Consider the following 14578-nt stretch of genomic DNA (forward strand, 5'->3'; position numbering starts at 1 on the left):
CTCCTTTTAGAAAGGATATTGATGTAATGACTGGCCTCCATCCATTGTAAAACAAGAACCATTAATATAACCAGCTTCATCTGAAAATAAATATGCTGCTAAGCCTGCAATCTCCTCTGGGGTACCTAAGCGACCAAGTGGGACACTTTGAATAGTTCTCTTAGCTAATTCTTCTGAAACCCATAATTTTTCCGCTCCACCAGTTCTTTCAATCGGTCCAGGAGCAATTGCATTTACTCTAATTCCATACTTTCTACCCCATTCAACTGCTAATGTTCTAGTCATTGCAAGTACTCCAGCTTTTGCAGATGCTGAATGAATAACGCCAGGCCCAGCATCCCAAGCGTAAGTTGCAATTATATTTGTCATTGCCCCTTTAATTCCCTTTTGAATCATATACTTTCCAACCTCAGAACTGCAATAGAAAGTTCCATTTAAAACAATATTTATAACTGAATTCCATCCGTTTACTGACAAATCTTCAGCCGCACAAATAAAGTTACCTGCTGCATTATTAACTAAATAATCAATTGTTCCAAATGCTTCATCAACTTCATTTACCATTTTCTTTACAAGTTCAGGATCTCTCACATCCATTACGACAGGCAAAACTTGGCCATCGTATTGCTCAATTTCTTCTTTTGCACTATTTAAACGGTCTAGATCTCTTCCCGCAATAACTACCTTCGCACCTTCTTTTGCAAAACGTACTGACATAGCTTTTCCCATTCCGCTAGAACCACCAGTAACGATTACAACTTTATCTTTCAATGTAATTCCTCCTATCTCTTTTATCTAGTTTAACAATTTTTATCTATTTTGAGAATATTTTTAACTATTAAACTATTAAATATATTAAGTAGATTATTTTGCAAGATTAAAGGTCGGGTTAAATTGAGAGCAAAAATTTATACTATTCTATTCGCTTTTATTTGTTTAACATACTATGCCTTATTTATAGAACCAAGTATGATCTTAACGAAACAAAACTCCTTCTATAATAGTACGAACACGGACTTAACAACTAACCTTCGAATTGTACAATTCTCTGATACTCACTTAAATAATAAGAATGATATTCGTAAATTATCGACCATTGTTAAAAGCATAAATAGGATGAAACCTGATTTCGTCGTATTTACAGGTGATTTAATTAGCGATATTCGCAAATTCGGTTATGAAAAAGAGGTTATTAATCTTTTAAAAGGGATAAAAGCAAAAAGAGGAAAGCTTGCAATTTATGGGAATCATGATCATGGAGGATACTTTACTGAGCAATATGAAAAAGTATTAAAAGATAGCAATTTTATCTTACTAAAAAACGAGGAGAAGTCATTTTATTTTGAAAATCAGAAAGTATCTTTTATTGGACTAGATGATTATATGTTAGGAAAGAGGAATTATGAAAATATTTTAAATCGAATACAAAAAAATACTTATACGATCGTATTAGCTCATGAACCTGATATAGCAAATGTAACGAAAAACTATCCAATTAACCTTCAACTCTCTGGTCATAGTCATGGTGGACAAATTTATTTACCTATTTTCAAATCTCTCATTATGCCACCATTTGCAAAAGTTTATAATCGTGGAAAGTATAAATTATCAGAAAAATATAATAGTTACTTAATCGTTTCAAATGGGATTGGAACAACTAAACTACCCATTCGATTTTTAACTCCTCCTGAAATTATTTCGATCGAAATAAAAAGGACGCATTAAGTAACTATTTTACTTAATACGTCCTTTTTATTAATAATACAATTTTTCAATTTGTTCAGGCGTTATTGGTTTACTAAAATAATATCCTTGCGCTTTTAAACAATGTTTTTTCTTTAAAAACTCTATTTGTTCAATTGTTTCTACACCTTCAGCGATTACATCGATGCCAAGTGAATGTGCCAAACTAATGATTGTCGTTACGATTGCCGCATTCCGATTATCTTGAATGACAGACTGTATAAAGCTTCGGTCGATTTTTAACATATCAACAGGAAAATCTTTTAAATAACTTAATGAAGAATATCCAGTTCCAAAATCGTCCACTGCTATTTTTATATTTAAGTTTTTAAGTTTTTGAAGAATTGATGCTGTTTGCTCTCGATTTACCATTGAGCTCTCGGTAATTTCTATAGAAAGCAGCTCACTTGGAATGTCATAAATTTTCAAACATTCTGATATATATTGCTCTATTCCACCGGTATAGAATTGTTTCGGAGATAGATTAACGGCTACTTTCCTTACATCGTAACCTTTATCTAACCATTGCTTTATTTGCTTTGCCACTTGTTTAAATACCCAATTACCTATATCAATAATTAAATGGGATTGCTCCGCGATTGGAATAAATTCACTCGGAGGAATATAACCGAGTTTTTCGTGCTTCCATCTTAGGAGAGCTTCTAAACCAATTAATTGATTATTATGTAAAGAGATTTGAGGTTGGTATACAATTTCTAATTCATCTCTTTCGAGAGATTGTCTTAAGAAATATTCTAAGTTTAATTTCTTTTGAGTAATCGTTGAATATGCTTTATCGTAAAATGAGTATGAACCACGTTCGTTTTCTTTACACGCCAAAATTGCTCTTTCTGCATTTCTAAGAATAATTTCACTTGAAATACCGTCTTTTGGGTAAGAACTAATCCCGATCGTTGTAGAAATAATTACTTTTTCATCATGAGAAGGTATTTTAATAGGTACTTTAATCCCCTCAATTATGCTTTCCGCTAATTTTTTCATTTTTTCTTTTGATTTAGTTTCATATATAACAATAAATTCATCACCACTATGTCGAATAAGAGGACAACTCTTTAACGTTTCTTTTTCGACAATGGACGTAATTCTTTTTGAGACTAATTCAATAATATAATCTCCAACTTCGTACCCATATGTTTCATTCAATATTTTTAATCGATCGATATTTACAATAAACAAACCAATACCACTATTTAATATTTCAACGTCTTGAATTGATTGATTCATTAAATTTGAAAACATATCTCTTTTATAGTAACCAGTTAATTGGTCTCTTTGAGATAAGAAAAATAAATAATTTTCTTTCTCATTTACTGACGTAGTATCTCTTATGATTAAGTAAATACCTTTTATTTCATGATCTAACATAATTGGTATACATTTTATATGACTTCTTAAGTAATGCCCATTTTTGTTTAACAACACGGTATTTTTCAACTCTGTCGAGACACCTAGTAGCGTTGAAGTAAGCGCTTTATCTAGCGCTTCATTATCTTTACGATCAATTAAACTAGAAATATGTCGTCCTTTTAACTCTTTTTCTCTGAAGCCTATTACGTGGTATGTAGACATATTTGTTTTTTGTATATTGCCATTACTGTCTAGCATAATGATACTATCAAGATTATGCTCAAATAAAGAACGATATCTTAGCTCGTTCTCAAGTTTTTCATTTGTTTCTTCTGTCCATAATGTAACATCTCGCGTTACACTTACAATATAATTACATTGTCCATCTTCATCGATAATCGGAGATAAGACAGTTTCAAAATAATACTTCTTTTCATTAATAATCAAATCATCATTGTACCATAAAGCTTGTTTTGACCTTTTTGTAATTTGATAACTCTCAATAAGTTTCTTTGAGATTTCATTTGGCATCACTTCTTGAATTGAATAACCGATAAAGTTTCTATCAAAAAGGTTTGCATGCTTTATTGCCTGATCATTTGCATAATGATAAAGAAAATTATCTCCATCAACTTTCATGATAAATAGGAGATCATTGATTGAGGTTAATAATGCATCTATCATTGATTGATCTAAATTTTGTAATTTATTTATTTTTAGAGAAGTATCCATCATATGCGTCCTTTTTTTTAATTTAAAGAATCCTGATGAAATATATCAAATGATGTCATTTTTCCTATTCTATAAGTCTACTATATTCCATTTACTTACAAGTTAAAATAGGTATTTCAACTCAGCCATTTAATAATTTGCACAAATGACTAGGTTGGTTACCTAATTTTTTGGGTACTTGCTCAATTAATCGCTGACTCCATACACTAATAACGAAGACAAGAGAGGAGGTAAAAACTTGAATTATCAATCATACCCGAATATAAATCATTATTATTATAGAAATGCTGATACCCCATCATACTACTATGATCATAACGAACAGCGCTTCATTCCATTTTTCCCTCTAATACCTCTACTCGGAGGTTTAGCAGGAGGCTTCGCTTTAGGTGCATTAGCGTTTGGTAGACCACCATATTACCCTTATTGTCCACCTTATGGACCTTATCAGCAGTTTCCTCCATATGGAGGTTATCCGCCATACCAACAACCTTTTCCACCAATAAATCCAGGTGCTTTTCCTGGGAATATAGGTGCCTACCCTGGTAATACAGGTGCTTTTCCTGGAAATATAGGTGCCTACCCTGGTAATACAGCATTGAATCCAAATGGAAACATTGGGGCTTATCCATATTAAAACGGCATTTCATAAGGCAAATCGATAAACAGTTAATCAATGTAAAGGCATTATAAGATTAACTGTTTATTTTTCATCTTTTTATTAAAAACTAGATTTATTTTGAAAAATACCAAACAAAGGCTATAATATAGTCATATATATTATTTGGAGGTAATAAAAAGGCATGAAATCGAAAGAACCAAGCCTGAATAAGATGGTTTACTCTAATGAAGAAATCTTTCAGGCAATATTTGTAGTGAATAAACATGCTAAAACTGCTCTAGAGCCAAGTGAACTTTATTCGCTTAAGAGACAAGCTATATTAAAGCTAATAGAAAAAGGAATTGCAAAGAAAGTCGGTTTACACTTTTCAAACAACCCTCGATCTAGTAAACAACAATCTGATGTGTTGATTTCATGTGGAGATTTTTTCTTTCATATCCCACCTTTAAAAGAAGACTTTAAACTTCTTCCACACTTAGGCGTATTAGAAAATTCTCACCGTAATCCAAAAGTTTCCATGTCATTAAGTTATGCAAAAAAAATACTTCATCATTTTTTAGGAATTGTAAAAGAAAAAAATGACAGTAATATTAAAATTGGTTTTAATCACCGAAGAAATAACCCCGGGCAACAATTTAAACCTTCTTCATTTATTAGTAACTCAACTTTTACTTTCCCAAGCGAACCAATCCGCAAAAATAAAGGGAAATATGATAAATGAAAATTAGTAAGTTGCTCCAATCAAAATGATTATTATAGTAAAAGGGAATCTAATAAATACCTAAATAGTTTTTAGGTTTTATAATGATTCCCATTTTTATTTTTATAGAATGTGTTGATCGATTAATTGAACAAGTTCACCAATTTCTGGTTTACTTACTTGTGCAGTTGCTCCAACTTGATCCCCTTTATGTTTAAGGCTATCAGTAATTAAAGAAGAGAAAATAATAATCGGAAGCTTACTTAATGTTTTATCTTCTTTTAATTTTTTAGTAAGATGGTGGCCATCCATTTGAGGCATTTCAATATCTGTAATAATTAATTTAACAAAGTCAGTCAGCTCTTTACCACTAGCTATATTATTAGATACTTCCTCATATAAATCCTTACCATTTTCAAAAAATACTGTATTGACATATCCAGCTTCTTTTAATGTATCTTTGATTAAGCTTCTTAATAAAGGAGAATCCTCTGCAATAAAAATCGGCTTTTTGGAAACTTCCCTTTGATCAAGATTAGTTAATTTCTTTTTTGAAATAGCTGTTTCTTCATTAATCTCTACTACCATTTTCTCAAAATCTAGTAAAAGTATCATTTCGCCATTATGTTTAACAACACCCGTAATTTGTGTTTCTAGGCCTTGATACATTTCATTCGGCTTTTCAATTTGAGCCCATGAGATACGATGAATTTGTGACACAGTGTGAACATGAAAAACCATTTTAGTTTTATTAAATTCTGTCACAATATATTTATCATACTGTGGCTCATTTGAAGGTGGAAAGTCAATTGCAGTTGCTACATTTATGACAGGTAATACTTCGCCTCTTAGTTCAATTATTCCTTCTACATTTGGATGTGACCTAGGGACTGGAGTAATTGGTAAAGGATTAATAATTTCACGAACCTTTATCACATTTATACCAAATTTACTTTCACCTATAGTAAACTCCACGATTTCTAATTCATTTGTACCGCTGTCCATTAATATACCATGATTTTGTTCCATGACGATCAACCTTTCCCACTTATATTTCTTATTCCATATTATCTAAATAGTTTAAATCCAAGATAAAACTAACATTTAATCTTGATACAAATAAATAACATAACAATTAAACTCTTTTTTTAAATACATACTATTCAATTAAGTAATCGGATTATTTTTGTACTTTGTTAATAGATAATTGAATAAAAAGTTGATAAGTTTAGTTACAAACTCTCTGCTATTTATACTATTTTAAGATCTATGATCCTTCCTTATAGTATTAATGGCCCATTTCCGTCTATTATCATCCATTATTTCACCAAATGGACAAGCCTGAATAAGGTAGTAATAGGAGGTGATAGATTTGTTTGAAAATAATAACTTGCAAGATATCATCCGCTATTTTGCTGGGGCTTTAGTGTCACTTAATTTCCTTTTAAAGTCTTTTGGATATGATTTCTTTAACAATGAGCAAGTTGATGCTGTTGTAAATATCGCTTCTTTCTTATTTATTTTATATTTTGGCGCAAAACATAATTATCTTGGAAAGAAGGGACAGGCACAAAAAGCTCTTCTACAAAAAGCAGGCTTAGAGAAGAAAAAGAATAAAAAAGATTAATTACCTATCAGACTCGACTATTCCTATTTAAATTTAATAGCTTGGATTGCTCAAGATTTGTGAGTGTGGCAAGTATCACACTCTCTTTTTTTCTACATCTTTTTAGCTTGTTCTTAACATTTTTCTCAAAAAACAGTTCAAGTTTCTCTTTATTTCTTCATTAAACGATACAAATTGTAGTAATCGTAACTACTTTGTTAAACATTGTAGAAATATTTTAATAGTAATAAGTAGGAGAAACTTAAACTTCTATTGAATCTTCTAAAAACACATATTTTTCCAGGAGGTACTAATGTCAGTGATATTTACTAGTAAAGATATTTCAAAAAAATTAAAAATTGGTAAGTCTCTCGTAAGAGAAATTAGTAAACAGTTAGAAAAAGAATCATATGAATTTACTAAAAATCAAGAGACTCGGATTTACTCAGAAAAAGACTTAATACTAATGCAAGCAATTGTTGAAGATTATCATAGAAATCAAAATCAAAATCTATTTGAGTCAATCCAATCCGAACTAGATCAACTCAACAATCGTGAACTACAAGTCGAAAGCACTGACGACATTAGCGGCTTTATTCCATTCCAACATCAAGTAGATGAAATTTCTACTGATATGATTCAATTAACAAGTAATCCTACTCTTGAAAAAACTGCACAAGATACCATTGAATTACATATTGATAATGTAGAGAGTAACACTGAAGAAACATCTGTTGAAATGAAAGAACTCGACTTAGTGCACAATGCTAAGGTTGAAGATATCAATGAGGACATTCAATCTCAAGTAGAAGAAATTTTTGTAGAACATACTGTTTTAGGATACGAAACCATCTCAGATAATTTCGTAGAAGCAAAAGAAACTCAAATACTATCGGTAATAGACGAATCAACTATAAAAGATGTAATAGTTGATGAAGTTTATTCCCAAAATTTAAATTTAGTTTCCTCCCCTACTCACTCAAATCCAGATCAACTAATGTTTGAAGATTTCATGTTGCAAATATCTAATTTAGCTAATCAAAATGAACAAATTTTATTGCAAAATCAGACTTTAATCAAACAAAACTTAGAAAAAGATCAAAAACTTGAAAAAATATTGAACTCGGTTGAAGAAAAAAGTGAAGAACTTCAAGAATTAGCAAGTGTAATTGAAGAAAAAGATGAAAAGCTTGAACAAATGTTTGAAGAAATACAAATTAGAGAAGTAGGTCGTGACGCTCAACTAATGCGAATGATTAGAGAGATGCAAGAAACTAAGAAAATGGTAGCTGCATCTAAAGAAAAAGATTGGAAGAATTCATTAAAATCATTTTTTGTAAAACCGAAAACAGTTAAATAACATTTTTATTTTGATAGTCATTTGCCCTTATTCGTAAAAAATAAAAAGAGAAGGTTATCCCTTCTCTTTTTTTATTGAATATTTTCTTGTTCTTCCATCTCATATGCAGGTAATAGAATATGAACCTCAGTGCCTTTTCCTTCTTCACTTAAATACTCTATTGACCCCTTATGGGCTTCAATGATGCTAAAAGTTACCATTAAACCTAGACCCGTCCCTTTTTCTTTCAATGAATAAAAAGGCTGACCTAATCGATCCAATTGTCCTTTAGACATCCCTATTCCATTATCTTTTACGACAATTCGAATATAATCTCGATCTCTCATCTTCTCGATATTAGCCTCTATTTTAATATATCCTTTCGTGTCTTTTATTGCTTCGACACCGTTTTTCAATACATTAATTATCGCTTGCTTAAGCTTTGCTCTATCACCTATTGTATACATTTCTTCTGTCACACTTACTTGTAAAAACGCACCTTGTAAAGCTGCATATGTAGACATTAATGTCGTAACTTCATTCAGCTGGTCAGTCATATTAATCATTTTTTTCTCTTCTATTTGAGGTCTTGCCAGATTTAAATAATCAGAAATAATATTTTCTGCACGATCTAACTCAGTTAATACAAGTTTCATATATTCTCTGTTTGTACCGCTTTCTTGATTTTCGATAAGTTGAATGAAGCCCCTAACAACTGTGAGTGGGTTTCGAACTTCATGTGCAACACTAGCTGCAAGTTCACTTACCATGTTTAATTTTTCCGACTTTTGCATTTGAACTCGGATTTCCGCATTCTCAAATAAAAATTCTCTTAAATACACATGGAACAACATCGTGATCGTTAAAACTGTAAAAAATATACAAACAGAAAGAATTGTTTGATCAGATTGATATTCTTTTACTCCATTTACTGTCGCTTCATAATACAACAAACAAATAATACAAAACGCATAAAGTATTGGCATTAAAATACTTAAAGCAAATTTTTTCCTTTTTGAAAAACTTACCCATTGTGGAGAAACAATTAATGGCAAAATACATGATATAAGTTCAAAAGGGAAACACTTTAAAACAGTAACCCCATATAGCAAATACATAAATAATGGTTTGGCAAAAATCACAATAATTCCAATTACTCTTCCGCCATATAAAATCGCTGAATACATTAATAAAATACTAAAAGTAATCGCCATATTGTCACTTATTTGTATAGGATATAGTAGGCATATAAATATATTAAAAATAGATAATAATCCTACTAGTAATCTATTTTGTTTAGGACTAGTATTATGGTATCTACTTAACCAAAACATTTCATATAAAAAGACCGGAATGATAATGATTGCAAATTGAATTAACAAATCTTTTAATTGCAGCATTTATGTAACCTCCACCGCTTCTTTCACCAAATTATATCATAATTAGATATCCTTCTATTTAATAATACATAAAATTTCAAAAAAAGATTTCTACACAGAATGCCACATTACAACAAAGTAATCTAAAATACAAGAAAAGTCGTCAAGCTTCTTTGCTTAACGACTTAAAACCAGCCTTTTCGTTTAAAAAATATGTACATAAAAAGTGTTACAATTCCCATTATGAATAAGATAAATAAATAGCCATATTTCCATGTTAACTCTGGCATATAATGGAAATTCATCCCGTATAAACCTACAATAAATGTTAATGGTAAAAAGAAAGATGAGATAATTGTTAATGTCTTCATAATATTGTTCATTTTTTCTGAACTTAACGAGAAATAACTTTCCCTTATATCCGAAGCTAAGTCTCTATTTGCTTCAATCATATCAGATAGTTTCATCAAATGATCGTGAATATCTTCAAAATAGATCCTATGTTCAGAAATATCTTTGAAACGATTTGAATTTAAAATTCGATATAGTAAATCTCTTGTCGGTAAAATCGTTCTTCTTAACTTTGATAAATCAGTCCGAATATCATATAGCCGTTCAACTGCATTATTAACTTGCTTCTTCATTTGATCAACTTCTAAATCAGCTAACTCATCCTCTAATCGATACATTAATGGGAAATAACTATCTACTAGCTCATCAATCATTCGATGGGTTAAGTGTAAAGGACTTTTTGTTGCACGTCGATCTGTTTGAATACTTTCTAAAACTTGATTTATAGTTGGGCTTTTATGCATATGGAACGTTACAACAAAATGATCACTTACAAAAATATCGATTTCAGTTTCATTCAAATCCATTTTATGTAATTCATGTAAGATCAAAAAATGGTATCCTTCATAATAGTCGAGTTTAGGACGTTGAACATATTCTAAACAATCTTCTATTGCTAACGGATGAAAATTGAATTCTGTTTTTAATATTTCTATTTCATCTTGTGATGGTTCATTCATGTCGACCCAATACCACATGTATTTACTCGATTTAGCTTCTTCAAGTGTTAGATCACGCTCAATTGTTCTATTTTTCGTAATTCCAATAATTTGTAGCAAGAATATCCACCTTCTTTTACTTTCATAAATAACAATTGTAAATTCTTTTAATATTATATGGTAAAATAAAGAAAATTTCATTGATATTAATGTACTTTAACTTAATACATAAAACAATAAGAGTAGAGGGATTATGATGAAAAGATTTATAAATGATAACGTTAAAGAAATTCAAATCTCAGGTATTAGAAAATTTGCCCAACAAATTGAAAAATATGAAAACGTCATTGCATTAACTTTAGGTCAACCAGACTTTCATACACCAACACAAATTAAAGAAGCTGCGATTGAAGCAATCAATCATAATCAGACAGTTTATACTCCAAATGCGGGGCTACCTTCACTTCGAATAGCTGCTTCAAACTATTTAAAGGTAAAATATGACTTAACTTACGATCCTACAAATGAAGTAATTGTAACTGTTGGTGCGAGCCAAGCAATTGATGTTACTTTTCGTACAATTTTAACAAAGGGTTGTGAAGTTATTCTTCCTGCTCCTATCTATCCTGGTTATGCTCCAATCATTACGACTTGTGGTGCTACTCCAGTATTTGTTGATACTTCAGATAGTGGATTTAAAATCACACCAGAACAATTAGAGAATTACATAACCGACAATACCCGATGTATCGTTTTACCTTATCCAAATAATCCTACCGGAGTCACTTTAACGAAAGAAGAGCTTGAAATTCTAGCTGATTATCTTTCGGAAAAAGATATTTTTATCCTTTCAGATGAAATCTATAGTGAACTAACGTTTGAATCAAGACATTTATCAATTGCCAGTTTTCCAAATATGAGAGATAAAACAATCGTTATTAATGGATTGAGTAAGTCACACTCTATGACAGGTTGGAGAATTGGATTCATTTACGCACCTGCTTATTTAGCTCAAGAAATATTAAAAGTACATCAATATAATGTATCATGTGCTTCATCAATTTCCCAATTTGCAGCTATCACTGCACTAACTGACTGTATCGATTCACCAATCGAGATGGCAATTGAATATAAACGTAGACGTGACTATATGCTCGAACGATTAGATCGAATGGGACTTACGTGTGCAAAGCCAGGTGGTGCATTTTATTTATTTCCATCGATTAAAGAATTCAATATGCCTTCAATGGAATTTGCCATAAAATTAGTAGAGCAACAAAAATTGGCGGTAATTCCTGGAGAAGCATTTTCTGAATATGGTGATTCATATATTCGATTATCTTATGCTTATTCAATGGAAGAACTTAAAGAAGCGTGTGACCGTTTAGAAGCATTTATTCAAAGCTTAATAACAAAATAATGACTATTAATATAACGAATCAAAAAAACCGTGATTTCATTTGAAATCACGGTTTTTTCTTATCTAGTCTGTATGACACTAGTTTTAAATACTAAATCTTGTAATGTTTTACGATCTTTTCTAAATAACATTAAATATGCATTTAGAATGACTGGTATACCTAATAATAAAATAGATAATACAGCAATAAAGATAAAACGAACTAGAAAAATACCAACTTTAGTTTCTTCGTAATTATCTTTAATCATTTTTACACTCATCATTCGCTGACCTAATGTCATTCCTTTATTTACGATAGGAACGAATACAAATAATAACAGCATTATAGCAAAGATAACAATGATATCAATTGTAGAATTTCCTGAAGTTGAATTAAATCGACTAAATATTTTTTCAGGTTTCATCGTAATTAACGCAATTATGACTCCATAACAAATCGATACAATAAACATATCAAAAATAAACGCGCTTAATCTGTGATAAAACCTAGCAAGTTGTAAATTCTGCACTTGTAACCCTCAATCCTAAAAATTATTAAACGTGATGTGATGGGTCATACATCATATAAAGTGCTTGTGTACCCTTTTCATCAAGTCCATTTCTTGACAATTCATCATAGCAATTCTTCGCTAGTAATAAACCTGGAAGCTTCAAGTTCATTCGTTCAGCTTCTTCAATGGCAATTCCCATATCTTTAATAAAATGTTTAATATAAAACCCTGGTTCAAAATCGCCTTTTAATACTCGTGGTGCTAAATTACTTAATGACCAACTTCCAGCTGCACCAGTCGATATGCTACTCAACACTTTTTCTCCATTTAAACCTGCCGCTTTTGCATAAGCAATCGCTTCACATACACCAAGCATATTTGATGCAATTGCAATTTGGTTACACATTTTTACATGTTGTCCATTACCTGCTTGACCATGATATACAATATTTTGACCTAAAACTTCTAATAATGTAGACATTTTATGAAAAGTATTTTCTTCTCCGCCGACCATAATTGCTAATTTAGCTTCTCTTGCACCTAAATCGCCACCAGAAACTGGTGCATCTAATGAATACATGCCCAGAGCTTTTGCTTCATTTTCTATTTTTTTAGCTAAAGTAGGTGTAGAAGTTGTAAAATCAATAAATGTTGTTCCAGTTTTTGCAGATTGAAATAAGCCATTTTCTCCAAAATAAACCTCTTCTAAATCTGAAGGATAGCCAACCATCGTACAAATTACTTCACAATTTGAAGCTAATTGTTTTGGTGTTTCATACCAAGTTGCACCTAATTCGATTAACTCATTAGCTTTCACCTTAGTTCGATTATAGATATGCAGTTTCGCGCCAGCATTAATTAAATGTTTCGCCATACTTTTACCCATGACTCCTATCCCAATAAATCCAATATGAAGATTATTCAATTTAACTCTATCCATCTATCTTACTTCCCTTCTATACTTGTTCCCTTCATAAAACTACCATAAATTCACGTAATAAAAAAGCTGAAACACTTAAGTAATCTAACTATTTCATGCCTTTTAAGAAGATTTTAATAAACGAGTAAGAAATTGATTTTTATTCGAATAAATAAACTGAAAATCAAGTTTAATTCAAGCTAATTTGTTGACTCTAATAATGTAAGTATCTATATTAGTAAAGTAACTCGATTTACATAAGATCAATGATTTTTTGGAGGAATATAAAATGAAAAACGAACAATTTTTTGAAATGATAAAAGAACGAAACTCAACTCGAGCTTTTGATAATTCGATTGAAATAAGTCAAAGTGAAATCACAGAGTTGCTTGATGCAGCGATGACAGCACCATCTGCTTGGAATCTTCAGCATTGGAAATTTGTTGTATTCCATGGAGAAGAAGCTCAAGGTAAGCTTTTACCAATTGCATACAATCAAGGTCAAATTAAAGATGCATCAGTTGTTATTGCCGTTTTAGCTGATACAGAGTCTGCAAAAAATGTTGATCCTGTCTTTGATCCAGCAGTAAAAGCTGGCTATATGACTCAAGAAGCAAAAGACAAATTAAAAGCAAATGTAATTAATGCTTATTCTACAGAACAACGCAACCGTGAACAAGGCATCTTAAACTCCTCACTTGCAGGTATGCAATTAATTCTAGCTGCATCTGCAAACGGTTGGAATACATGTGCAATTGGTGGATTTGATGAAAAAGCATTTAGAGAAACTTTCTTATCGGATAATCGATATATTCCAACAATGCTTATAGCAATCGGAAAAGAGAAAGTTCCTGGTCATCCAACGAATAGATTCTCAGCTAAAGAAATGTCTATTTGGATCTAATAAATTAACAAAAGGGATTCTGACAAAAGTCGGAGTCCCTTTTTTTTAACAACTCTCTTCAACTGTTACAATTAACTTCTTTAATAATTCTATTGAAGCATCAATCGAGAGCGAATAGTAGCGATGTGTTCCTTTTTGCTCAATTTCAACTAAAGCATTATCTCTTAAGATCTTTAAATGATGTGAAATAGCTGGTCTCGATAAAGATGTTTTCTCTGTAATTTCATTCACAGTTAAGGATTCATTGCTAGCTAACATTAGTATAATATCTTGTCTATATGGATCACTTAATGCCTGAAATAAGGGAATACACTCTCTAAAAACACTAATTGCCTCATTACTCAT

14 protein-coding genes and 1 pseudogene are annotated in these 14578 nt (G+C 31.0%); 7 read left to right on the plus strand and 8 right to left on the minus strand.

What is annotated here, in order from left to right:
• Positions 1–6 precede the first annotated feature (6 nt).
• Positions 7–771 (minus strand): 2,4-dienoyl-CoA reductase, encoded by a 765-nt coding sequence (fadH, locus tag B7R65_RS16710; protein ID WP_088043974.1) that lies wholly within the window; start codon positions 769–771, stop codon positions 7–9.
• 123 nt (positions 772–894) lie between these two features.
• Between fadH and B7R65_RS16715 the strand changes: the two genes are divergently transcribed.
• Entirely contained in the window at positions 895–1725 is an 831-nt protein-coding gene (locus B7R65_RS16715) for a metallophosphoesterase (protein WP_088043975.1), read from the plus strand.
• 30 nt (positions 1726–1755) lie between these two features.
• On the opposite strand, the gene B7R65_RS16720 is transcribed toward B7R65_RS16715, so the two are convergent.
• Positions 1756–3843, minus strand: coding sequence for an EAL domain-containing protein (locus B7R65_RS16720; protein WP_179194907.1), 2088 nt, complete (start codon positions 3841–3843; stop codon positions 1756–1758).
• Positions 3844–4105: 262 nt separating this feature from the next.
• On the opposite strand from B7R65_RS16720, the pseudogene B7R65_RS16725 reads away from it, so the two are divergent.
• A pseudogene (locus tag B7R65_RS16725) lies at positions 4106–4339 on the plus strand (hypothetical protein); the annotation flags it as partial.
• Between the two features lie 337 nt (positions 4340–4676).
• Positions 4677–5186: a YkyB family protein gene (locus B7R65_RS16730; protein ID WP_373419593.1), complete on the plus strand. Its 510-nt coding sequence runs from the start codon at positions 4677–4679 to the stop codon at positions 5184–5186.
• A 102-nt stretch (positions 5187–5288) separates the two neighbouring features.
• On the opposite strand, the gene B7R65_RS16735 is transcribed toward B7R65_RS16730, so the two are convergent.
• The gene (locus B7R65_RS16735) at positions 5289–6194 is read right to left on the minus strand and encodes a chemotaxis protein (RefSeq protein WP_088043978.1); all 906 of its coding nucleotides are present in this window, start codon (positions 6192–6194) and stop codon (positions 5289–5291) included.
• A 343-nt stretch (positions 6195–6537) separates the two neighbouring features.
• On the opposite strand from B7R65_RS16735, the gene B7R65_RS16740 reads away from it, so the two are divergent.
• Positions 6538–6792 carry a phage holin gene (locus tag B7R65_RS16740; protein ID WP_088043979.1) on the plus strand — a complete coding sequence of 85 codons (255 nt, stop codon included), beginning with the start codon at positions 6538–6540 and terminating at the stop codon, positions 6790–6792.
• Positions 6793–7084: 292 nt separating this feature from the next.
• Positions 7085–8131, plus strand: a complete 1047-nt coding sequence (locus B7R65_RS16745) for a DUF3967 domain-containing protein (protein WP_088043980.1) — start codon at positions 7085–7087, stop codon at positions 8129–8131.
• Between the two features lie 71 nt (positions 8132–8202).
• On the opposite strand, the gene B7R65_RS16750 is transcribed toward B7R65_RS16745, so the two are convergent.
• Positions 8203–9510 carry a sensor histidine kinase gene (locus B7R65_RS16750; protein WP_088043981.1) on the minus strand — a complete coding sequence of 436 codons (1308 nt, stop codon included), beginning with the start codon at positions 9508–9510 and terminating at the stop codon, positions 8203–8205.
• Between the two features lie 164 nt (positions 9511–9674).
• Complete coding sequence (gene corA / locus B7R65_RS16755) at positions 9675–10619, minus strand: magnesium/cobalt transporter CorA (protein ID WP_256941372.1); 945 nt, start codon at positions 10617–10619, stop codon at positions 9675–9677.
• 136 nt (positions 10620–10755) lie between these two features.
• On the opposite strand from corA, the gene B7R65_RS16760 reads away from it, so the two are divergent.
• A complete protein-coding gene (locus B7R65_RS16760) occupies positions 10756–11919 on the plus strand; it encodes an aminotransferase A (RefSeq protein ID WP_088043983.1) in 1164 nt (387 codons plus the stop codon).
• Positions 11920–11978: 59 nt separating this feature from the next.
• On the opposite strand, the gene B7R65_RS16765 is transcribed toward B7R65_RS16760, so the two are convergent.
• Positions 11979–12428 (minus strand): RDD family protein, encoded by a 450-nt coding sequence (locus B7R65_RS16765; RefSeq protein WP_088043984.1) that lies wholly within the window; start codon positions 12426–12428, stop codon positions 11979–11981.
• A 25-nt stretch (positions 12429–12453) separates the two neighbouring features.
• Positions 12454–13350: an NAD(P)-dependent oxidoreductase gene (locus B7R65_RS16770; RefSeq protein ID WP_088043985.1), complete on the minus strand. Its 897-nt coding sequence runs from the start codon at positions 13348–13350 to the stop codon at positions 12454–12456.
• Between the two features lie 268 nt (positions 13351–13618).
• Between B7R65_RS16770 and B7R65_RS16775 the strand changes: the two genes are divergently transcribed.
• On the plus strand, positions 13619–14233 hold the full coding sequence (locus B7R65_RS16775; protein WP_088043986.1) for a nitroreductase family protein: 615 nt from the start codon (positions 13619–13621) through the stop codon (positions 14231–14233).
• A gap of 45 nt (positions 14234–14278) precedes the next feature.
• Here the strand turns inward: B7R65_RS16775 and B7R65_RS16780 are convergent, their stop codons facing one another.
• A complete protein-coding gene (locus B7R65_RS16780; RefSeq protein ID WP_088043987.1) occupies positions 14279–14578 on the minus strand; it encodes an ArsR/SmtB family transcription factor in 300 nt (99 codons plus the stop codon).

This window comes from Bacillus sp. EAC, from assembly GCF_002156875.1.
In the GTDB taxonomy this organism is placed as follows: Bacteria; Bacillota; Bacilli; order Bacillales; family Bacillaceae_G; genus Gottfriedia.

What these genes read in the sequence shown, in the direction of transcription:
- B7R65_RS16770 (WP_088043985.1), bottom strand. Translation starts at nt 13,350, where the DNA reads ATGGATAGAGTTAAATTGAATAATCTTCATATTGGATTTATTGGGATA.
- B7R65_RS16730 (WP_373419593.1), top strand. Translation starts at nt 4,677, where the DNA reads ATGGTTTACTCTAATGAAGAAATCTTTCAGGCAATATTTGTAGTGAAT.
- B7R65_RS16775 (WP_088043986.1), top strand. Translation starts at nt 13,619, where the DNA reads ATGAAAAACGAACAATTTTTTGAAATGATAAAAGAACGAAACTCAACT.
- B7R65_RS16760 (WP_088043983.1), top strand. Translation starts at nt 10,756, where the DNA reads ATGAAAAGATTTATAAATGATAACGTTAAAGAAATTCAAATCTCAGGT.
- B7R65_RS16750 (WP_088043981.1), bottom strand. Translation starts at nt 9,510, where the DNA reads ATGCTGCAATTAAAAGATTTGTTAATTCAATTTGCAATCATTATCATT.
- B7R65_RS16735 (WP_088043978.1), bottom strand. Translation starts at nt 6,194, where the DNA reads ATGGAACAAAATCATGGTATATTAATGGACAGCGGTACAAATGAATTA.
- B7R65_RS16780 (WP_088043987.1), bottom strand. Translation starts at nt 14,578, where the DNA reads ATGAGTAATGAGGCAATTAGTGTTTTTAGAGAGTGTATTCCCTTATTT.
- B7R65_RS16720 (WP_179194907.1), bottom strand. Translation starts at nt 3,843, where the DNA reads ATGGATACTTCTCTAAAAATAAATAAATTACAAAATTTAGATCAATCA.
- B7R65_RS16745 (WP_088043980.1), top strand. Translation starts at nt 7,085, where the DNA reads ATGTCAGTGATATTTACTAGTAAAGATATTTCAAAAAAATTAAAAATT.